General features: G+C 64.8%; 20 protein-coding genes. 14 read left to right on the top strand and 6 right to left on the bottom strand.

Annotated elements, in window-relative coordinates; all coding sequences use genetic code 11:
* Positions 1-189: 189 nt before the first annotated feature.
* Positions 190-591, bottom strand: a complete 402-nt coding sequence (locus AC1DZ8_RS31410; protein ID WP_477309090.1) for a RidA family protein — start codon at positions 589-591, stop codon at positions 190-192.
* Positions 592-735: 144 nt separating this feature from the next.
* Between AC1DZ8_RS31410 and AC1DZ8_RS31405 the strand changes: the two genes are divergently transcribed.
* Positions 736-1,068 carry a hypothetical protein gene (locus tag AC1DZ8_RS31405; protein ID WP_477309092.1) on the top strand — a complete coding sequence of 111 codons (333 nt, stop codon included), beginning with the start codon at positions 736-738 and terminating at the stop codon, positions 1,066-1,068.
* Positions 1,065-1,709: a cysteine hydrolase family protein gene (locus AC1DZ8_RS31400; protein ID WP_477309094.1), complete on the top strand. Its 645-nt coding sequence runs from the start codon at positions 1,065-1,067 to the stop codon at positions 1,707-1,709. Before AC1DZ8_RS31405 ends, AC1DZ8_RS31400 begins: the two co-directional genes overlap by 4 nt.
* Before the next feature lie 7 nt (positions 1,710-1,716).
* On the opposite strand, the gene AC1DZ8_RS31395 is transcribed toward AC1DZ8_RS31400, so the two are convergent.
* Entirely contained in the window at positions 1,717-2,070 is a 354-nt protein-coding gene (locus AC1DZ8_RS31395) for a winged helix-turn-helix transcriptional regulator (protein WP_477309096.1), read from the bottom strand.
* 113 nt (positions 2,071-2,183) lie between these two features.
* Between AC1DZ8_RS31395 and AC1DZ8_RS31390 the strand changes: the two genes are divergently transcribed.
* Together AC1DZ8_RS31390 and AC1DZ8_RS31385 are read left to right on the top strand one after the other, a co-directional pair.
* Complete coding sequence (locus AC1DZ8_RS31390) at positions 2,184-2,687, top strand: DJ-1/PfpI family protein (RefSeq protein ID WP_477309098.1); 504 nt, start codon at positions 2,184-2,186, stop codon at positions 2,685-2,687.
* Positions 2,684-2,932 (top strand): hypothetical protein, encoded by a 249-nt coding sequence (locus AC1DZ8_RS31385; RefSeq protein ID WP_477309100.1) that lies wholly within the window; start codon positions 2,684-2,686, stop codon positions 2,930-2,932. Before AC1DZ8_RS31390 ends, AC1DZ8_RS31385 begins: the two co-directional genes overlap by 4 nt.
* A 275-nt stretch (positions 2,933-3,207) precedes the next feature.
* Here AC1DZ8_RS31385 and AC1DZ8_RS31380 read toward each other — a convergent pair whose 3' ends face one another.
* The 3 genes from AC1DZ8_RS31380 to AC1DZ8_RS31370 form a co-directional block, all read right to left on the bottom strand.
* Positions 3,208-4,560: an FAD/NAD(P)-binding protein gene (locus AC1DZ8_RS31380; protein WP_477402239.1), complete on the bottom strand. Its 1,353-nt coding sequence runs from the start codon at positions 4,558-4,560 to the stop codon at positions 3,208-3,210.
* 16 nt (positions 4,561-4,576) lie between these two features.
* The gene (locus tag AC1DZ8_RS31375) at positions 4,577-5,026 is read right to left on the bottom strand and encodes an RrF2 family transcriptional regulator (RefSeq protein WP_477309104.1); all 450 of its coding nucleotides are present in this window, start codon (positions 5,024-5,026) and stop codon (positions 4,577-4,579) included.
* A 420-nt stretch (positions 5,027-5,446) separates the two neighbouring features.
* Positions 5,447-6,055 carry a histidine phosphatase family protein gene (locus AC1DZ8_RS31370; RefSeq protein ID WP_477309105.1) on the bottom strand — a complete coding sequence of 203 codons (609 nt, stop codon included), beginning with the start codon at positions 6,053-6,055 and terminating at the stop codon, positions 5,447-5,449.
* Between the two features lie 216 nt (positions 6,056-6,271).
* Between AC1DZ8_RS31370 and tauA the strand changes: the two genes are divergently transcribed.
* The 8 genes from tauA to AC1DZ8_RS31330 all read left to right on the top strand — a co-directional run bounded on the left by tauA (position 6,272) and on the right by AC1DZ8_RS31330 (position 13,449).
* The gene (tauA, locus tag AC1DZ8_RS31365; protein WP_477309107.1) at positions 6,272-7,285 is read left to right on the top strand and encodes a taurine ABC transporter substrate-binding protein; all 1,014 of its coding nucleotides are present in this window, start codon (positions 6,272-6,274) and stop codon (positions 7,283-7,285) included.
* Between the two features lie 160 nt (positions 7,286-7,445).
* Positions 7,446-8,213, top strand: a complete 768-nt coding sequence (locus AC1DZ8_RS31360; RefSeq protein ID WP_477309109.1) for a taurine ABC transporter ATP-binding protein — start codon at positions 7,446-7,448, stop codon at positions 8,211-8,213.
* The gene (tauC, locus tag AC1DZ8_RS31355) at positions 8,210-9,070 is read left to right on the top strand and encodes a taurine ABC transporter permease TauC (RefSeq protein WP_477402236.1); all 861 of its coding nucleotides are present in this window, start codon (positions 8,210-8,212) and stop codon (positions 9,068-9,070) included. Before AC1DZ8_RS31360 ends, tauC begins: the two co-directional genes overlap by 4 nt.
* An 86-nt stretch (positions 9,071-9,156) precedes the next feature.
* Entirely contained in the window at positions 9,157-9,339 is a 183-nt protein-coding gene (locus AC1DZ8_RS31350) for a hypothetical protein (RefSeq protein WP_477309113.1), read from the top strand.
* A 327-nt stretch (positions 9,340-9,666) separates the two neighbouring features.
* Positions 9,667-10,620: a sulfonate ABC transporter substrate-binding protein gene (locus AC1DZ8_RS31345; protein ID WP_477309115.1), complete on the top strand. Its 954-nt coding sequence runs from the start codon at positions 9,667-9,669 to the stop codon at positions 10,618-10,620.
* 70 nt (positions 10,621-10,690) lie between these two features.
* The gene (ssuD, locus tag AC1DZ8_RS31340) at positions 10,691-11,860 is read left to right on the top strand and encodes an FMNH2-dependent alkanesulfonate monooxygenase (RefSeq protein WP_477402234.1); all 1,170 of its coding nucleotides are present in this window, start codon (positions 10,691-10,693) and stop codon (positions 11,858-11,860) included.
* Positions 11,857-12,633: an ABC transporter permease subunit gene (locus tag AC1DZ8_RS31335; protein WP_477310993.1), complete on the top strand. Its 777-nt coding sequence runs from the start codon at positions 11,857-11,859 to the stop codon at positions 12,631-12,633. Before ssuD ends, AC1DZ8_RS31335 begins: the two co-directional genes overlap by 4 nt.
* A gap of 9 nt (positions 12,634-12,642) precedes the next feature.
* Complete coding sequence (locus AC1DZ8_RS31330; protein ID WP_477310995.1) at positions 12,643-13,449, top strand: ATP-binding cassette domain-containing protein; 807 nt, start codon at positions 12,643-12,645, stop codon at positions 13,447-13,449.
* 32 nt (positions 13,450-13,481) lie between these two features.
* On the opposite strand, the gene AC1DZ8_RS31325 is transcribed toward AC1DZ8_RS31330, so the two are convergent.
* Complete coding sequence (locus tag AC1DZ8_RS31325) at positions 13,482-13,667, bottom strand: hypothetical protein (protein ID WP_477310997.1); 186 nt, start codon at positions 13,665-13,667, stop codon at positions 13,482-13,484.
* Positions 13,668-13,976: 309 nt separating this feature from the next.
* Here AC1DZ8_RS31325 and AC1DZ8_RS31320 point away from each other — a divergent pair, with 309 nt between their 5' ends.
* Together AC1DZ8_RS31320 and AC1DZ8_RS31315 are read left to right on the top strand one after the other, a co-directional pair.
* Positions 13,977-14,336, top strand: coding sequence for a septal ring lytic transglycosylase RlpA family protein (locus tag AC1DZ8_RS31320; RefSeq protein ID WP_477310999.1), 360 nt, complete (start codon positions 13,977-13,979; stop codon positions 14,334-14,336).
* Positions 14,337-14,591: 255 nt separating this feature from the next.
* Positions 14,592-15,869, top strand: a complete 1,278-nt coding sequence (locus AC1DZ8_RS31315; protein ID WP_477311001.1) for a polyhydroxyalkanoate depolymerase — start codon at positions 14,592-14,594, stop codon at positions 15,867-15,869.
* The last annotated feature ends 1 nt before the right edge of the window (position 15,870 follow it).

The following is a 15,870-nucleotide window of genomic DNA, read 5'->3' as shown; positions in this document are numbered from 1 at the left end:
ATCAACCGGTGAGAGGGGGAATGGAATTCTAAGCGCCCAATCTCCCCCCTTGAGGGGGAGATGGCCGGCAGGCCAGAGGGGGTCGGTTCGACCTGGCTCGGCCTACTCGCCGCTGCAGAAGGAGGTTGGCGCTCCACGCGCGGCGGCCCCCTCTGTCGCCTTCGGCGACATCTCCCCCCAAGGGGGGAATTATGCCTCAACTGCCGCCTGGCCTTCGATCTCGATCAGGAAATCCGGATGGGCCAGGCCGGTCACGCGCAAGACTTTCAGCAGCGGCGGCGGGCCGCTATCGTTCCAGAAGGTCATCCAGGCGCCGACCGCCGGACGAAGATCCGCGTCGCCAACGATATAGACCGACAGGCTGACAAGGTTTTCGGGCTTTGCGCCGCCGGCTTTGAGCACCATCGCCAGATTGACGAGCGCCTGCCTGGTCTGTGCCGCGATGTCACCGCGGCCAACGAGCTGGCCGTCGGCGTCGAGCCCGTTCTGGCCGCCGACCAGCACGATGCGGGCGGATGCGGGCAGTGCAACCCCGTTCGAATAGGCGGAGCTGCCGTGCATGCCCTTCGGGTTCAATCGCTCAATGGTCATGGTCTGTCTTCCATCGCCTGTGCCTGATGCTGCGGCCAAGAAAGGGCGACCGACCGGTTCTTTCAACGCACCATCTCGTTCGTTGCCGCCGGCATTTTCACCGTGCTAGCCGAATGGCTGCGGGGCCAATGCAAGGACAGCACGATGAAGATCATCGCCTATGACAATTTCAAGCCCGGCGTCACCCTGGACGATCTGAAACCTTATCTGCGCGACGAGGTCTCGAATGTCTGGCGGCTGTGGAAGGCCGGCATCGTGCGGGAGAATTATGCGCGCGCCGATGTCGGCGGCGTCATCATCGTCTTCGAGCTCGACAGCGTCGAGGAAGCCCGCCACTACACCGACGATTTTCCGCTGTCCAAGGCCGGGTTGCTGGAATGGGTTTTCCTGGCCTTCGATTCGGCACCCTTGCCGCTCGAATATCTGTTCGATCCGAGCGTCGACATCGCCAAGCCATGGGACCGGACGGCAGCATGATCCGGTCGCGCGAAGGCATCGAGATCCCGACCAGCCTGGCAGAGCGGTGCGACCCAGTCCGCATGGCGCTGGTGGTCTACGACATGCAGGTCGGCATCTGCCGCCAGGTGGCCGGCGCCGGGGCGATCGTCGAACGCACCGGCATTGTGCTCGAGGCCGCGCGTTCGGCCGGCATGCGGGTGGCGTTCACCCGCCATCTGTCGCTGCCGCTGAAATGGATGGGCGCGACGCAGCTGCGCACCGCCATGGCCTGGCAGCGGCGCGACAGCCCCGACGCGGTCGAGCCGTGGTTTCTGCGCGATGCCGAGGCGACGCAGATCGTTCCCGAACTTGCGCCCCGCGCGGACGAGACGGTGTTCGACAAGCTGACCATGTCGGCCTTCGATTCCACGTCGCTCGGCTTTGCGCTCAACGATTGCGGCGTGCGCGCCATCGCCATCGCCGGCATCGCCATGGAGATCGGCATCGAGCCGACCGTGCGCCAGGCGACCGACAATGGCTTTGTCGCTGTGGTGATCGAGGACGCCTGCGGCTTCGGCAACAAGGAAGCCCGAGACCGTTCTATGGAGACGCTGCGTTTCCTCGGCGAAGCGGTCATCACGGATGTCGCCGGCTTTTGCGGCGCGCTCGGCGGAAAATAGGCTGATGTCAGGCCGCCGCGTCGATATCGGTGCGGAAGCGCACGCCTTCGGCGCGGCCATGCACGCTGCCCCAGTCGCAGAGCGCCTGGAGTGCACCGGCCAGATCATGGCCGCGCGGGGTCAAGGTGTAGCGCTGCTTGCCGTCGGCCGAGGTCTCGAGCACGACGAAGCCGATCTCGACCAAGTCGGCCAGGCGCTGCGTCAGCATCTTGTCGGACAGCGATGGGATCAGCCGGCGCAGATCGGAATAGCGCAGCGGCCCCTGCTTGATGCGCGCAATGATCACCGTCTTCCATTTGCCGCCAAGCGCGTCGAGAGCGAACTCGACCGGGCAGCCATAGAGTCTTCCGCGTTGGGTCATGCACCGATTTTAGGCAAGGCGCCGCCGCGACGGAAGCGGAATTTGCCCCGCCATATGGCCGGGTTGCGGACTGCCGCCGTGCCGGCAACAAGGTTCATGGAAGGAGAGCGAGAATGAGCGTTCGTGATCCCAATCCGGTCAATGCGCGAAACCCGAAGCGGGTGGCGATCGTCATCGCCAACCCGGCGGTGTCGACCACGACCGGCTGGCCGGTCGGCTTCTGGTGGAGCGAGCTCACCCATCCCTGGTTCGCCTTCACCGAGCGCGGCTATGCCGTCGAGATCTTTTCGCCCGACGGCGGCAAATGCGAAGCCGATGGCTTAAGCGACCCGCGCGACGCTTCAGGCTATTCCGAGACCGACCTGATCTCGCTCGGCTTCACCGCGAGCCCGAAATTGATGAGCCTGATCGAGACCACGCGGCCGGTGGCGGAGCTCGATGTCGGTCGCTTCGACGCCATCGTGGTGGCCGGCGGCCAGGCGCCGATGTTCAGCTATGACCGCGCAGAAACGCTGCATCAGACCTTCGTCGCCTTCCACGAAGCCGGCAAGGTGGCGGCGGCGCTCTGTCATGGCACCGTGCCGACGGCACGCTGCTCGCCGCCGGCAAGACGGTGACCGGCTTTGCCAATGCCGAGGAGGATTTTGCCGACGAGGCGACCTGGGCGATGGGCGCGATGGAGCGCGGCAAGCATCTGATGCCGTGGCGCATCGAGGACGAGCTCAAGGCGATCGGCGCCAACTATATCCAGGCCGGGCTGTGGCGCGGCTTTGCGGTGCGCGACGGCAACCTGATCACCGGACAGCAGAATTTTTCCGGCGCTGAAACCGCGCGCCTGGTGTGTGAGGCATTGGGGGGCTGAACGCTCTCTTTTTGGTTCTGACGCACTTCCCCAAAATAGTGTCCAAATGTTCCCTACGTTAGGGACTTCAGTCGTAATTGAGCTATGGCTAATATGTATGTAACTTGGCCGGTGCGGGGCGACGATCCCAAAATCCAAGCCTAATCCCGCGATGGCCGGTGCAGTGCGCTTTTCAACCCAAGCATCCCCTGCACCGGCCATTCTTTTGCCTGACGCCGGGTAGCCGGCCTGAAATCGGGTGCGCGACAATCGCCGCTTGGGAATACAGCTCTGCTCTACCCCAGCAACTGCTTGCTCAGCCGCGCGCATTGCACGCGAATGTCGGGGATGGCGTCGATCTCGAAGAAGGTGCCGCGGGTCAGCGGGCCGACGGCGAGGATCTTGGCCGAAGCCGTGCCGTCGCCGGCGATGATTTCGCATTTGGCTGAGACATCGAGGCCGAGCCGCAGCGGGTCCGGCCGCGCCAGGCCGCGATCGACCAGCGAACGCACGACGCTGTTCGACGTGGTCGAAATGTCCCTGGCGATGCCTGTACAATCATAGATGCGGGCGACCTGCAGAGCCTCCAGCGCCTTTGTGTGACGCGACTGGATCTCGACGGCGAAGCCATCGCCCGCCTCGATGCCGACGACACGGCCGGCGACGGGGCGGATGCGGCCGGTGCGCACCGCATCGGTGACGCGGGCATGCACCTCGGGCGCCAGGCGATGCCTGTGGATGTCCCACCAGGCCTTGGTGTGCTCGACGAAGCGGCGCTTGGCCGAGGACGGCCAGTTCTGCCAGATCTTCTGGTTGAAGGGCCGCAGGCCATCGACGACGTCGCGCCAGTCGATGCCGGCCTTCTGGTTTTCGCGGATCAGGTCGCGGAACCAGCTGACGAAATAGGACAATTGCGTGCCGAGCGGGATGTCGGCGACGTCGAGCTTGATCGGATTGCCCTTGCGGTGCGGCGAGGGCAGCAGGCCGCGCCGCGACACGGCGACGATTTCGCCGCGATGGCCGCGCTGTTCGAGCGACAGGAAGGCGTCGACCATGCTCAAGCCCGTGCCCAGCACCAGCACGCTTGCGTCGGGGTCGAGCGCGGTGTCGGCCTCGGTGCCCATGCGGATGGCGTGGCCCTGGCCGGCGCCGGGCTGCTCGTCATGGCCAGTGGCGAGCACCGCCAGATGCGCGACAACACTGGTGCCGTTGGCCAGCGTCACCTCGACGCCGGACGCTGTCGGCGAGATCGACAGGCTTTCCTCGCGGATCAGCCTGAGACGGCCGGTTTCCTTTTCGCGCGCTTCCAGCTCGTCCAAAAGTTCCTTGAGGTAACGGGCATAGACGCTGCGCGGGGCGTAGAAAGGTGTCTGCGGCGTCTGCTCCTGGCTCACCAGGCCGCGCCCCTGCAGCCAGCGCCAGAAATTGCCGGGATCGTCGGCATAGGCGCTCATCCCCGCGGCGCTGACATTGAGCACATGCGCCGACAGCAGCGTCGAATAGGCGATGCCCTGGCCGAAATGCGGACGCTTTTCGATCAGCGTGACGCGCAGGTCCGGATTGGGTGATTTGAGCAGATGCGCGGCCAGCACGACGCCGCTGGCGCCGCCGCCGACAATGATGATGGAATTGGTGCGCCCGACACTCATGCGCGCACGCTCAGGATCAGGCGAGGACCTTCTGCGTCAGGGGAAGGTCGTCGATGACGATGTCGCGCATCTCGGCCAAAGTGCGCTGGTCGAGCACCTCGGCGATGGCCTGCCGGACCTCGAGCATCAGATGTCGGACTTGGCATGTCGCCTCATTGCAGTCTTCACAGCGCTGATACTGGGTGCGGCTGGCGCACGGGATGGGTGCGAGCGGTCCGTCGAGCACGCGCACGACATGGCCGACCTTGATCTCGTCGGCCGGGCGCGCCAGGCGGTAGCCGCCTTCCTTGCCCTTGCGGCTCTGGACGAAGCCGGCGTTGCGCAATTCGCCAAGAATGGCGTCGAGGAATTTCTTCGGAATGTTGTTGCCGCTGGCGATGTCGCCGACAAAGGCGAGCTGCCCGACGGGCAGTTGCGCAAGATGGACCAGCGCCTTGAGCCCGTACTTGCCTTTTTTGGTGAGCATGGAGCGAATGCTTCTCTGTCAGGCGATGGCGCAGAACCATCGGTTGCGAAACGCCTGACGTGCCTCCCCGCCGCGTGCAAGCTATCTCGACACATAAATTCTAGTGACATGATATACAAGCCGAGAAACCTTGATTTTGCTGTGTTTTCACGCCGCAGAGGCCACTTTAGCAGGGCTTTGTGCCGTTAAGGTCACAGCCAGCAGCGAGCGATCGTAGCGATAGGTGGCTGTTCCAGTTCCCTAATGTCGATAAGATTACTATACTTACCCCTGAACACGCGGAACGTGTTTTCAAATCGTCCGGCATTTGCAGCATGGATTTGCGACGTTCGGGAGTTTGCCGGGAATTTCCGGTCGCGGTCGCCGGATCAGCGGAAACGCCGGCTGCCGACCACCGGCCCCGTGGCGCTTCGCCCGATGTTAGGTCTCCGGCGTGTCGCTTTGTGGTCCGGCGGACTTGCCGGGTTTGGCCACCGGCACACCGCTCGAGCGCAGCATCCAGCGGTGGCCGTCGCTGCGCAAATCGGTGAGGCTGAGCGGCTCGACGTCGATCCTGCGGCAGGCCGCAAGCGGCGCGCCCAGCACATGGACGATTGCCATGCGGATGACACCGGCATGCGTCACCGCGATGGTGTGGCCGCCCGTCCGAATCAGGCCGTCCATGAAGCTCGCGGCGCGTTTGCCTACATCGGCCAGCGACTCGCCGCCATGCGGAGCGGCCTCGGCATCGCCGAGCCAGGCGGCGATGCCGTCGGGATCAAGTGCCTGCACCTCCGCGAAACCCTTGCCGGCCCAGCGGCCAAAATCCTGCTCGGCCAGCAGCGGCTCGACTGAGGGTTTGAGCCCCATCGCCTCGGCGGTCTGGCGAGCGCGCAGCGCCGGGCTTGTCCAGACCCGGTCGGCGCGGCGCAGGGTCATCGTTTTCGCCAACGCCAGGGATTGCGGCTCCAACCCCTCGTCGAGGGGGAATGACCCTTTGCGCGTGGCGGGCGTTGCACCGCTGCAGATCATGGTCAGGCGTATCAGCATGACAGGCTCTCTTTGGGTCGGCCGAGACGACCGGGTGTGCGTTTGCGCCAGCTCTACACGTTCGCCCGTAGAGGATCGCGGTTCATTGACGGGTATCGGCCGGTGGCTTTTTTCTAACAAGCCCGCTTTGCTTGGAAGGATTTAACTCTACAAGAACGATAGAATTAGCTGACTATGAATAGGCATCCGGTTTTTCTCTCTTTTATGGAGCCTTTCATGTCCAGCATTTCGCGACGCATTGTCCTCCTGTCGTCGGCAGCCCTGGCGGGTGCGGCCTTCCTCGGCCCGGCCCAGGCGCAGGACCTCAAAATTACCATCGGCTACCAGACGGTGGTCGAGCCTTCGAAAGTAGCGCAGGCCGACGGCGCCTATGAAAAGGCGACCAAGGCCACGATCGACTGGCGCAAATTCGATTCCGGCGCCGACGTCATCGCCGCCGTTGCCTCCGGTTCCGTCGATATCGGCTATGTCGGCTCGAGCCCGCTGGCCGCAGCCGCCAGCCGCGAACTACCGATCCAGACCATTTTCGTCGTCGGCCTGATCGGCGAATCCGAAGCGCTGGTTGCCCGCAACGGCTCCGGCATCGAGAAGATCGCCGACCTCGCCGGCAAGAAGGTGGCGGTGCCGTTCGTGTCGACCACGCATTACAGCCTGCTTGCCGCGCTGAAGCACGAGAAGGTCGATCCGAAGTCGGTCGAGATCCTTAATCTGCGGCCGCCGGAAATCGCCGCAGCCTTCGCCCGCGGCGATATCGACGCCGCCTATGTCTGGGATCCGGCGCTCGGCCAGATCAAGACGACAGGCAAGGTGGTGCTGGATTCCTCGCAGGTTGCCGCCTGGGGTGCGCCGACCTTCGACGCCTGGATCGTGCGCACCGACTTTGCCGAGAAGAACCCCGAAGCCGTGCGCGATTTCGTCAAGGTGACGGGCGAATCCTATGCCGCGTTCCTGGCCAAGCCCGCCGCCTGGTCGGTGTCGTCGCCGGAAGCGGCCAAGATTGCCAAGCTCACCGGCGCCAAGCTGGAAGAGGTGCCGCAGCTGCTGAAAGGCTACGTCTTCCCGACATTGGAAGAGCAGGCGTCGGAAAAATTCCTTGGCGGCGGCACGGTCAAGGCGATCGAGGCGGCGTCGGCCTTCCTCAAGGAGCAGGGCAAGATCGACGCCGTGCTGCCCGACTATTCGAAATACGTGTCGTCGAAATACGTGACCGAGGCTCTCGCCTCGAACTGACAGCTGAGTTTTAGAGCGTCCTTTGCGTGGCCTGGTGGCCACGCGGCGCTCTCGTGACACGCGCGGTTTCTTCTTCCCTGACGCCGCGTGTTGCCTGTCCCGGAGCCGCTTAACGAGGAGCGGTTTCGGGGCAGGCGGATTTCTTTCCGGAGCCCATTTCATGCCGCATCTCGTCCTCGACAAAGTGTCGGTTCACTATGACGGCCAGCCGGCCGTCGAACGCGTTTCCATTGATGTCGCCAAGGGCGATTTCGTCGTGCTGGTCGGCCGCTCTGGCTGCGGCAAGACCTCGCTGCTCAACGTCGCCGCCGGCCTGGTCGAACCCGCGCGTGGTGTAGCCACGACCGGCGGCAGGCCGATCACCGGCCCAGGCTCCGACCGGGCTGTCGTGTTCCAGAACGATGCGCTGTTTCCCTGGCTGACGGCGCGTGAAAACGTCGCCTTTGCGCTCAGGCTGCGCGGTGTGCCGCAGGCGGAAAGGGCGCGCCGCGCCGACGAACTGCTGGCGCTGGTCAAGCTCGAAGGTGTCGGCGACAAGCGCATCTGGGAATTGTCCGGCGGCATGCGCCAACGTGTCGGCCTCGCCCGGGCGCTCGCCGCCGAACCGGAATTCCTGCTGCTCGACGAACCGCTCGGCGCGCTCGATGCACTGACGCGCGAGCGCATGCAGACGACGCTGCTCGATCTGTGGACGGCAGCCAAGGTCGGCGTGCTGATGGTCACTCACGGCATCGAGGAAGCGCTAGTGCTGGCCACACGCATCGTCGTGCTGGCGCCGGGACCCGGACATGTGGTGCGGACATTCGAGACCGGCTTCAGCCGGCGCTATGCCGCAGGCGAAGCCATTCGCAGCATCAAGGCTGACCCGGCTTTTGCCGCAGCGCGAGCCGACCTGACCGACGCGATCTTCGAAGGAGAGGCGGCATGAGCGTCACCGCGTACAATGAGCGGCCGACCATCAAGGCCGGCGAGACCGATGCCATCTCGGTGCCATGGTCGCGGCCAAGGCCTAGACGCAGCTGGATCTCCTCCCGCGCGGTCAGCGCCGCCACCATCCTGGTCGTGCTGGCAGCGTGGGCGCTGTCAGCGCGGCTGCAGCTGGTGTCACCGGTATTTCTGCCATCACCCGCCGCGGTGTGGACCAAGTTCATCGTCGTCATCAATGACGGCTTCGTCGACGCCACGCTCTTCCAGCATATTGTCGCCAGCCTCGGCCGCGTGTTCGCGGCGCTGCTCGCGGCCATCGTCATCGGCGTGCCGGTTGGGCTGGCCATCGGCATCTCGACGGTCGGGCGCGGCATCTTCGATCCGCTGCTCGAATTTTTGCGGCCGATCCCGCCGCTCGCCTATCTGCCGCTGGTCATCATCTGGTTCGGCATTGGCGAGCCGTCAAAGATCCTGGTGATCGCCATTGCCATGCTGGCGCCGGTGGCGCTGTCGACGGCGTCGGGCGTGCGCGGCGTGTCGCAGGAGCGGATCAATGCAGCCCGTTCGCTCGGCGCGACGCGGGCGCAAGTGGTTCGCCACGTGATCCTGCCCAGCGCGCTGCCGTCGATCCTGACCGGCCTGCGCATCGCTCTCGGCGCCGGCTGGTCGACGCTGGTCGCGGCGGAGCTGGTGGCGGCGACGCGCGGCCTCGGCTTCATGATCCAGTCCGCCGCCCAGTTCCTGGTCACCGACGTCGTGGTGATGGGCATTCTGGTGATCGCGACCATAGCCTTCGTGCTGGAATTCATCATCCGCCGGATCGAGCGTCAGCTGGTTCCGTGGGCGGGACGCGAATGACTAAAGGGCCCGCCAGAGGCTCGGAGCTGGCCATGAATTGACCCCCTCACAGGAGACAAGACCATGTCGACGAATGGAGTGATGTCATGACCCAATCCACCGCCGTGCTGTTCGCCCATCTCGGCAACTGGCTGCTCGCCTGGAGGGAGAACCCGCTGCTTGAGCCGCAGCCGAAATCGCCAGCCCCGGTGCAGCTCGACGCCGACCGCGACCGCCTGCCGCCGCGCGACGAAGGATTTTACTGGGCCTGGCAGTATTGGTCGCATTGAGGGGTGGTGATTGGCGTCCCTCGCCCCGTTTACGGGGAGAGGATGCCGGCAGGCAGGTGAGGGGCAGCGCCAGCCTGGGGTAATAGTTTCGCCGCAGGCGCAAATGTTAGCGCCGCCCCTCATTGCCCTGCCGGGCATTTCTCCCCGTGAACGGGGAGAAAGAGGCCGGCACCGGCCGTCTCAGCTCGACCGCAGAAAATCTTTCCACGTCTTGCAGCCAACTCGCAACTCCATTCCTCTACTAAATTTATAGAACTACCTAGCCTTAGCCGTCATCCAACGGCAGGGAGCCTTCCCGGCGCCGGTTCGCAGCGAAGGAGAGGTATCATGTTCAGCCTGACCAGACGTGTTTTCGGCATCGGCCTTGTGGCGGCGAGCGTTGGCTTGTCGCTCAGTGCTTCGGCCCAGGAGCTGAAGCAGCTCAACATCGGCTACCAGAAGACCGGCCTGCCGGTCATCGCGCGGCAGCAGCAGGTGGTCGAGAAGGCGCTGAGCAGCAAGGGCGTCGCGGTGAAGTGGGTCGAATTCACCGCCGGGCCGCCGCTGGTCGAGGCGCTCAATGTCGGCGCCATCGATATCGGCTACACCGGCGACGCGCCACCGATCTTCGGACAATCGGCCGGGGCCAACATCGTCTATGTCGCCGCGATGCCTTCCAATGGCGATGGCGAGGCGATCTTCGTCAAGCCGGCATCGCCGATCCAGTCGCTCGCCGAACTCAAGGGCAAGCGCGTCGGCGTCGGCAAGGGCACCAGCGCCCATAATCTTCTCGTCGCGGCGCTGGACAAGGCCGGCGTCGGCTTCGATCAGATCACGCCGGTCTATCTCAGCCCGGCAGACGCCGCCGCCGCTTTTGCCAGCGACCAGATCGACGCCTGGGCGGTGTGGGACCCGTTCTTCGCCATTGCGGAGACACGTTACCAGCCGCGCGTGCTAGCGCGCTCCAGCGACGTGCTCAAGGTGAACAGCTATATTCTCGGCAACAAGGATTTCGCCAAGGCGCATCCCGAAGTCGTCACCACGACGATCGCGGCACTCGGCGAGGCGGCGAAATGGGCGGACGCGAACCGCGACAAGGTGGCTGCGGCCTTGCATGAAGTGACCGGCGTGCCGCTGGACGCGCAGACCATCGCCGCCAAGCGCAGCAAATTCGGCATCTTCCCGATCTCCGACGAGATCATCGCCGGCCAGCAGGCGACCGCCGACCGCTTCTACAAGCTCAAGCTGATCCCCAACGCGGTGCGCATCTCCGACGCCGTTTGGTCCGCGCCGGGCAATTGATTTTACGCGTGCGGCGCCGGGCGGAAACGTCCGGCGCCTTTTGCCGTTTTAAGAATTCAGGGATTGCGCCATGACCGCTCCAGACAGTTCGCAAGCCAGGCCGCTCGATTTCTTCTGGTTCATTCCGACGCATGGCGACGGCTCCTACCTCGGCTCCGAGCAGCAGCAGCGCCCGCCGGAATTCGCCTATTTCAAGGAAATCGCACAGGCCGTCGACCGGCTCGGCTTTCCCGGCGTGCTGCTGCCGACCGGGCAGAATTGCGAGGATTCCTGGATCACCGCTTCCGGCCTTGCGGCGCTGACCGAAAAACTCAAATTCCTGGTGGCGCTGCGCCCCGGCGTGACGCTGCCGACCTTCGCGGCGCGCCAGACGGCAGCGCTCGATCGCCTAAGCAATGGCCGGCTGTTGCTCAATGTCGTGGTCGGCGGCAACCCGACCGAGCTTGCCGGCGACGGCGTCTTCCTGCCGCATGACGAGCGCTATGCCCAGGCGCAGGAGTTCTTGACCATCTGGCGCGCGCTGGTGTCGGGCCAGAGCGTCAATTTCAACGGCAAGTACTACCGCGTCGACAATGGCCGCCTCGACCTTCTGCCGCAACAGGAGCGGCCGCCGCTCTATTTCGGCGGCTCGTCGGATGCCGGCCAGGAGCTCGCCGCCGACCTCGTCGACATGTACCTGACCTGGGGCGAGCCGCCGGCGCAGGTGGCCGAGAAGCTCGCTGCTGCGCGCAAAAAGGCCGAACGGCGCGGCCGGAAACTGCGTTTCGGCATCCGGCTGCATTTCATCGTGCGCGAGACCGAGGAAGAAGCCTGGCGCGCCGCCGACCGGCTGATCAGCCACGTCACCGACGCTCAGATCGAAAATGCCCAGGCCCGCTTTACCAAGGAGATGGACTCCGTGGGACAGCGGCGCATGGCCGAACTGCATGGCGGCCGCCGCGACCGGCTGGTGGTTTCGCCCAATCTGTGGGCCGGCGTCGGCCTGGTGCGCGGCGGCGCCGGCACGGCCTTGGTCGGCTCACCGGAGCAGATCGTCGAGCGCATCCGCGAGTATCAGGCGATCGGCATCGACACCATCATCGGCTCCGGCTATCCGCATCTCGAGGAAGCCTACCGCGTCGCCGAGCTTCTGTTCCCGCGGCTTGGGCTGGGGACCAAACGGGCGCGGGCGCATGAGAACATCGCCAACGAGTTCGCAGTCGGCTTCCACGGCGCGAACCGCCTGCAGGCGTCGTCATGAGTCTGGCCCGGCGCGTCAAACAGAACGGCATCGGCTGGGTGCTGCCGGCGCTGGTGATCGTTGGCTGGGAAGTGGCCTCCCGCGCCGGCGTCATGCCGGCCAATGTGCTGCCGGCGCCGAGCGCGGTGGCCGAAGCCTTCTGGCGCCTGACGCTGTCGGGTGAGCTGATCGAAAACATCGGCGTCAGCACGCTGCGCGCGCTGGCCGGCTTTGCCATTGGCGGCTCGATCGGCTTTGCGCTCGGCCTTGCCAACGGGCTGTCGGCACTGAGCCGCGGGCTGACCGACACGACACTGCAGATGATCCGCAACATCCCGCATCTGGCGCTGATCCCGCTGGTCATCCTGTGGTTCGGCATCGACGAGGAGGCCAAGCTGTTCCTGGTGGCGCTCGGCGTGTTCTTCCCGATCTACGTCAACACGCTGCTCGGCATCCAGAGCGTCGACCCGCAGCTGGTCGAGATGGGCCGCGTCTACGGCATGGACCGCCGCGCGCTGTTCTTTCAGGTGATCCTGCCCGGCGCGCTGCCGGCGATCTTCGTCGGCCTGCGTTATGCCCTGGGCATCATGTGGCTGACGCTGATCGTCGCGGAGACGATCTCGGCCAGTTCCGGCCTCGGCTACATGGCCATGCAGGCGCGCGAATTCCTGCTGATCGATGTCGTCGTGCTGTCGATCCTGACCTATGCGCTGCTCGGCAAGCTTGCCGACAGCTTCGCCCGCCTGCTCGAGCGGCTGTCGCTCGGCTGGCATCCCGCCTTCCAGAACGCCTGAGGGGTTTCGATGCCCGCCGCCAGCCTCGCCGCCGTCCGCTCCCTCGTCGCCGCGCCGGAGCCGTCACGCCCGACGCCAGCGGTCGACAGCCCGCGCGCCTTCGCCTTCAAGGGCGTGGAAAAGCGTTTTGGCGACAAAATCGTGCTCGACGGCATCGATCTCGACGTGCCGGTCGGACAGTTCGTTGCCGTCATCGGCAAGAGCGGCTGCGGCAAGAGCACGCTGTTGCGGCTGCTGGCCGGGCTCGACCGTCCCACGGGCGGTTCGCTGACATTCGGGCCGGAAACCGACGGCGCCGGGCAAGAAAAACGCACGCGCTTCATGTTCCAGGAGCCGCGGCTGCTGCCCTGGGCCAGCGTGGTGAAGAATGTCGAGGTCGGGCTGACCGGGCTAGCCACCGGTGCGGAAGCCAAGCAACGCGCGCTCGCTATTCTGGGGCAGGTCGGCCTCGCCGACCGCGCCGATGAATGGCCCTCGGTGCTGTCCGGCGGCCAGAAGCAGCGTGTGGCGCTCGCCCGCGCGCTCATCGGCGAGCGGCGCATCCTGGCTCTCGACGAGCCGCTCGGCGCGCTCGATGCGCTGACCCGGATCGAAATGCAGCAGCTTCTGGAGCGCATCCGGCTCGAGCAGAAATTCACCGCCGTGCTGGTCACGCATGACGTCGCCGAGGCGGTTGCGCTCGCCGACCGGGTGGTGGTGATCGACGCCGGCCGGATCGCGCTCGACCTCGACATACCTGTGGCGCGACCGCGCCGGCGCGGCTCCGTCGAGCTGGCCCGCCTGGAAGGCAGGATTCTGGACCAGCTGTTCGGCTAATCCTGATCAGTGTCCCACCGCGATCCTGCTGATCAGGTGCGCGAGCGGCTGGCCCATCCCAGCCCCAGCAGGCCGACCAGCATGGTGACGATGCCGATATAGAGCCATTGCGACTGGCCGGTCATGAAGCTGCCGCCGACCCAACCAATGCCTTGCATCGACCACAGCGCGCCGATGGCAAGCACGATCAGGGCCAGCAGATATCTGAACAGTCTCATCGCCGAGATTCCTTCCCCAAGTCGATCGTCAGCTGCGCCATGGCCGTGATGAATGAGCGAAAGGACGGTGTCCAATCGCGTGTGCTTTTACTTGCAATATAACGTCTTGCCTTGCTCAAGGCATCTGTGAACACGCCCGAAATATCACGAACGATACGGCAGCCGGCTGCGAAATATCCCTAACAAACTGTTTCCCTGTGACTCCAAACGTGTGCCAGTGCCACGGAACCGCCAGATGTCTGCCGCATTTCCTGCCTTATTCGACACTTAACGGCTGGGGTCTGTCCAAAACGGAGCCAATCCCCCCACATGAAGAAGATAAATCAGACCGCGCTTGTCGCGGTAACGATCGCGGCTGGCCTGATGGCCGGCGTATCCGCCTCCTCCGCCGCCGGCCAATGCGGCCGTGCCTCCTGGTACGCGCTGCACTCCAGGACCGCCAATGGCGAGCGGATGAACCCGTCGGCAATGACCGCCGCGCATCGCAGCCTGCCCTTCGGCACCAAGCTGAAGGTGACCAACCAGAACAATGGCCGCAGCGTCATCGTGCGCATCAACGATCGCGGCCCGTTCATCAAGGGGCGAGTGCTCGACCTGTCGAAGGGCGCCGCCAGCCAGCTCGGCTTCATCGGTTCGGGCCATACGTCCGTCTGCATGGCGCGCGTCTGATTTTGTCCAGGCCCGGCCCGCTTGGGCCGGACGCAGCCTGCCCCCGTATATCCAACAGCTGCGCGTTTCGCAGCTGCACAGTGAGCCGGCTGCTGCCGTTCAAAGCGGATTCTCAACGCCTTGGACCAAAGAATGGCATATGTCACGCCACGTGACGTATTGCATCGCAGCAATATCTTGTTAACCTCCGCGCGAGACATTCAAGGCTCGGCGCTGCTCGTCGTCCCTTCGGTCACGGCAGCTGCGGAGTACCTGATGTTCTACCAGCTCTACGAAATGAACCATGCCGCCCTGCAGCCCGCGCGGCTCTATGCCGATGCGGTGCGGCTGTTCTACACCAATCCGCTCAACCCGTTTTCGCACACGCCTTGGGGCCGCTCGGTGGCTGCGACCGCCGAACTCTTCGAGCGCACGACGCGTCGCTACGGCAAGCCGCATTTCGACCTAACCAAGACCGTGGTCGACTGGAAGAGCGTCGAGGTCAGCGAAAAGACGGTGTGGTCGAAACCGTTCTGCAACCTCACCCGCTTCGAGCGATCCGTGCCTGCCGGACGCAAGGCCGATCCCAAGCTTTTGATCGTGGCGCCGATGTCGGGCCATTACGCGACGCTGCTGCGCGGCACGGTCGAGGCGATGCTGCCCTATGCCGATGTGCACATCACCGACTGGGTCGATGCCCGCATGGTGCCGGTGACCGACGGCCATTTCGACCTCGACGATTATATCGACTACATCATCGACATGCTGCATGCGCTGGGGCCTGACACCCATGTCATGGCGGTGTGCCAGCCTTCCGTGCCGGTGCTGGCGGCGGTGGCACTGATGGAAAAGCGCGGCGATCCCTTCGTGCCCTCGACCATGACGCTGATGGGCGGGCCGATCGACACCCGCCGCAACCCGACCGCCGTCAACCTTCTGGCCAAGGAAAAGGGCATAGACTGGTTCCGCGACAACGTCATCATGAACGCGCCCTGGCCGGTGCCGGGCTTCGGCCGCGAGGTCTATCCGGGCTTCCTGCAGCTGTCGGGCTTCATGAGCATGAACCTCGACCGCCACATCATCGCCCACAAGGACTTCTTCATGCATCTGGTCAAGCATGACGGCGACAATGCCGAGAAGCACCGCGATTTTTACGACGAATATCTGGCGGTGATGGACCTGACGGCGGAGTTCTATCTGCAGACCGTAGACACGGTGTTCGTGCGCCATGCTCTGCCCAAGGGCGAGATGATGCATCGCGGCGAAATCGTCGACACCAAGGCGATCCGCAACGTCGCGCTGTTCACGGTCGAGGGCGAGAACGACGACATTTCCGGACTCGGCCAGACCCAGGCCGCGCATGACCTCTGCCCCAACATTCCGGCCGACCGCCATGCCCACTACATGCAGCCGGCCGTCGGCCATTACGGCGTCTTCAACGGCTCGCGGTTCCGTTCGGAAATCGTGCCACGCATCGTCGACTTCATCACCAGCTACGGCCGCCAGAACCGCGTTACGGTGAAACCGAGGCTGGTCCGCTCCGCCAAGGGCTGAG

This window comes from Mesorhizobium sp. P2_F7, assembly GCF_056403695.1.
Note: the sequence above shows the minus strand (reverse complement) of the source record. Positions and strands in the feature narration are given on the sequence as shown.

Excerpts from the sequence above, each read along its gene's own strand:
- ssuD (WP_477402234.1), top strand. The coding sequence starts at position 10,691 with ATGACCGCTCCAGACAGTTCGCAAGCCAGGCCGCTCGATTTCTTCTGG.
- AC1DZ8_RS31320 (WP_477310999.1), top strand. The coding sequence starts at position 13,977 with ATGAAGAAGATAAATCAGACCGCGCTTGTCGCGGTAACGATCGCGGCT.
- AC1DZ8_RS31325 (WP_477310997.1), bottom strand. The coding sequence starts at position 13,667 with ATGAGACTGTTCAGATATCTGCTGGCCCTGATCGTGCTTGCCATCGGC.
- tauA (WP_477309107.1), top strand. The coding sequence starts at position 6,272 with ATGTCCAGCATTTCGCGACGCATTGTCCTCCTGTCGTCGGCAGCCCTG.
- AC1DZ8_RS31400 (WP_477309094.1), top strand. The coding sequence starts at position 1,065 with ATGATCCGGTCGCGCGAAGGCATCGAGATCCCGACCAGCCTGGCAGAG.
- AC1DZ8_RS31410 (WP_477309090.1), bottom strand. The coding sequence starts at position 591 with ATGACCATTGAGCGATTGAACCCGAAGGGCATGCACGGCAGCTCCGCC.
- AC1DZ8_RS31350 (WP_477309113.1), top strand. The coding sequence starts at position 9,157 with ATGACCCAATCCACCGCCGTGCTGTTCGCCCATCTCGGCAACTGGCTG.
- AC1DZ8_RS31330 (WP_477310995.1), top strand. The coding sequence starts at position 12,643 with ATGCCCGCCGCCAGCCTCGCCGCCGTCCGCTCCCTCGTCGCCGCGCCG.
- AC1DZ8_RS31345 (WP_477309115.1), top strand. The coding sequence starts at position 9,667 with ATGTTCAGCCTGACCAGACGTGTTTTCGGCATCGGCCTTGTGGCGGCG.
- AC1DZ8_RS31380 (WP_477402239.1), bottom strand. The coding sequence starts at position 4,560 with ATGAGTGTCGGGCGCACCAATTCCATCATCATTGTCGGCGGCGGCGCC.
- AC1DZ8_RS31335 (WP_477310993.1), top strand. The coding sequence starts at position 11,857 with ATGAGTCTGGCCCGGCGCGTCAAACAGAACGGCATCGGCTGGGTGCTG.
- tauC (WP_477402236.1), top strand. The coding sequence starts at position 8,210 with ATGAGCGTCACCGCGTACAATGAGCGGCCGACCATCAAGGCCGGCGAG.
- AC1DZ8_RS31370 (WP_477309105.1), bottom strand. The coding sequence starts at position 6,055 with ATGCTGATACGCCTGACCATGATCTGCAGCGGTGCAACGCCCGCCACG.
- AC1DZ8_RS31315 (WP_477311001.1), top strand. The coding sequence starts at position 14,592 with ATGTTCTACCAGCTCTACGAAATGAACCATGCCGCCCTGCAGCCCGCG.
- AC1DZ8_RS31395 (WP_477309096.1), bottom strand. The coding sequence starts at position 2,070 with ATGACCCAACGCGGAAGACTCTATGGCTGCCCGGTCGAGTTCGCTCTC.
- AC1DZ8_RS31390 (WP_477309098.1), top strand. The coding sequence starts at position 2,184 with ATGAGCGTTCGTGATCCCAATCCGGTCAATGCGCGAAACCCGAAGCGG.
- AC1DZ8_RS31405 (WP_477309092.1), top strand. The coding sequence starts at position 736 with ATGAAGATCATCGCCTATGACAATTTCAAGCCCGGCGTCACCCTGGAC.
- AC1DZ8_RS31360 (WP_477309109.1), top strand. The coding sequence starts at position 7,446 with ATGCCGCATCTCGTCCTCGACAAAGTGTCGGTTCACTATGACGGCCAG.
- AC1DZ8_RS31375 (WP_477309104.1), bottom strand. The coding sequence starts at position 5,026 with ATGCTCACCAAAAAAGGCAAGTACGGGCTCAAGGCGCTGGTCCATCTT.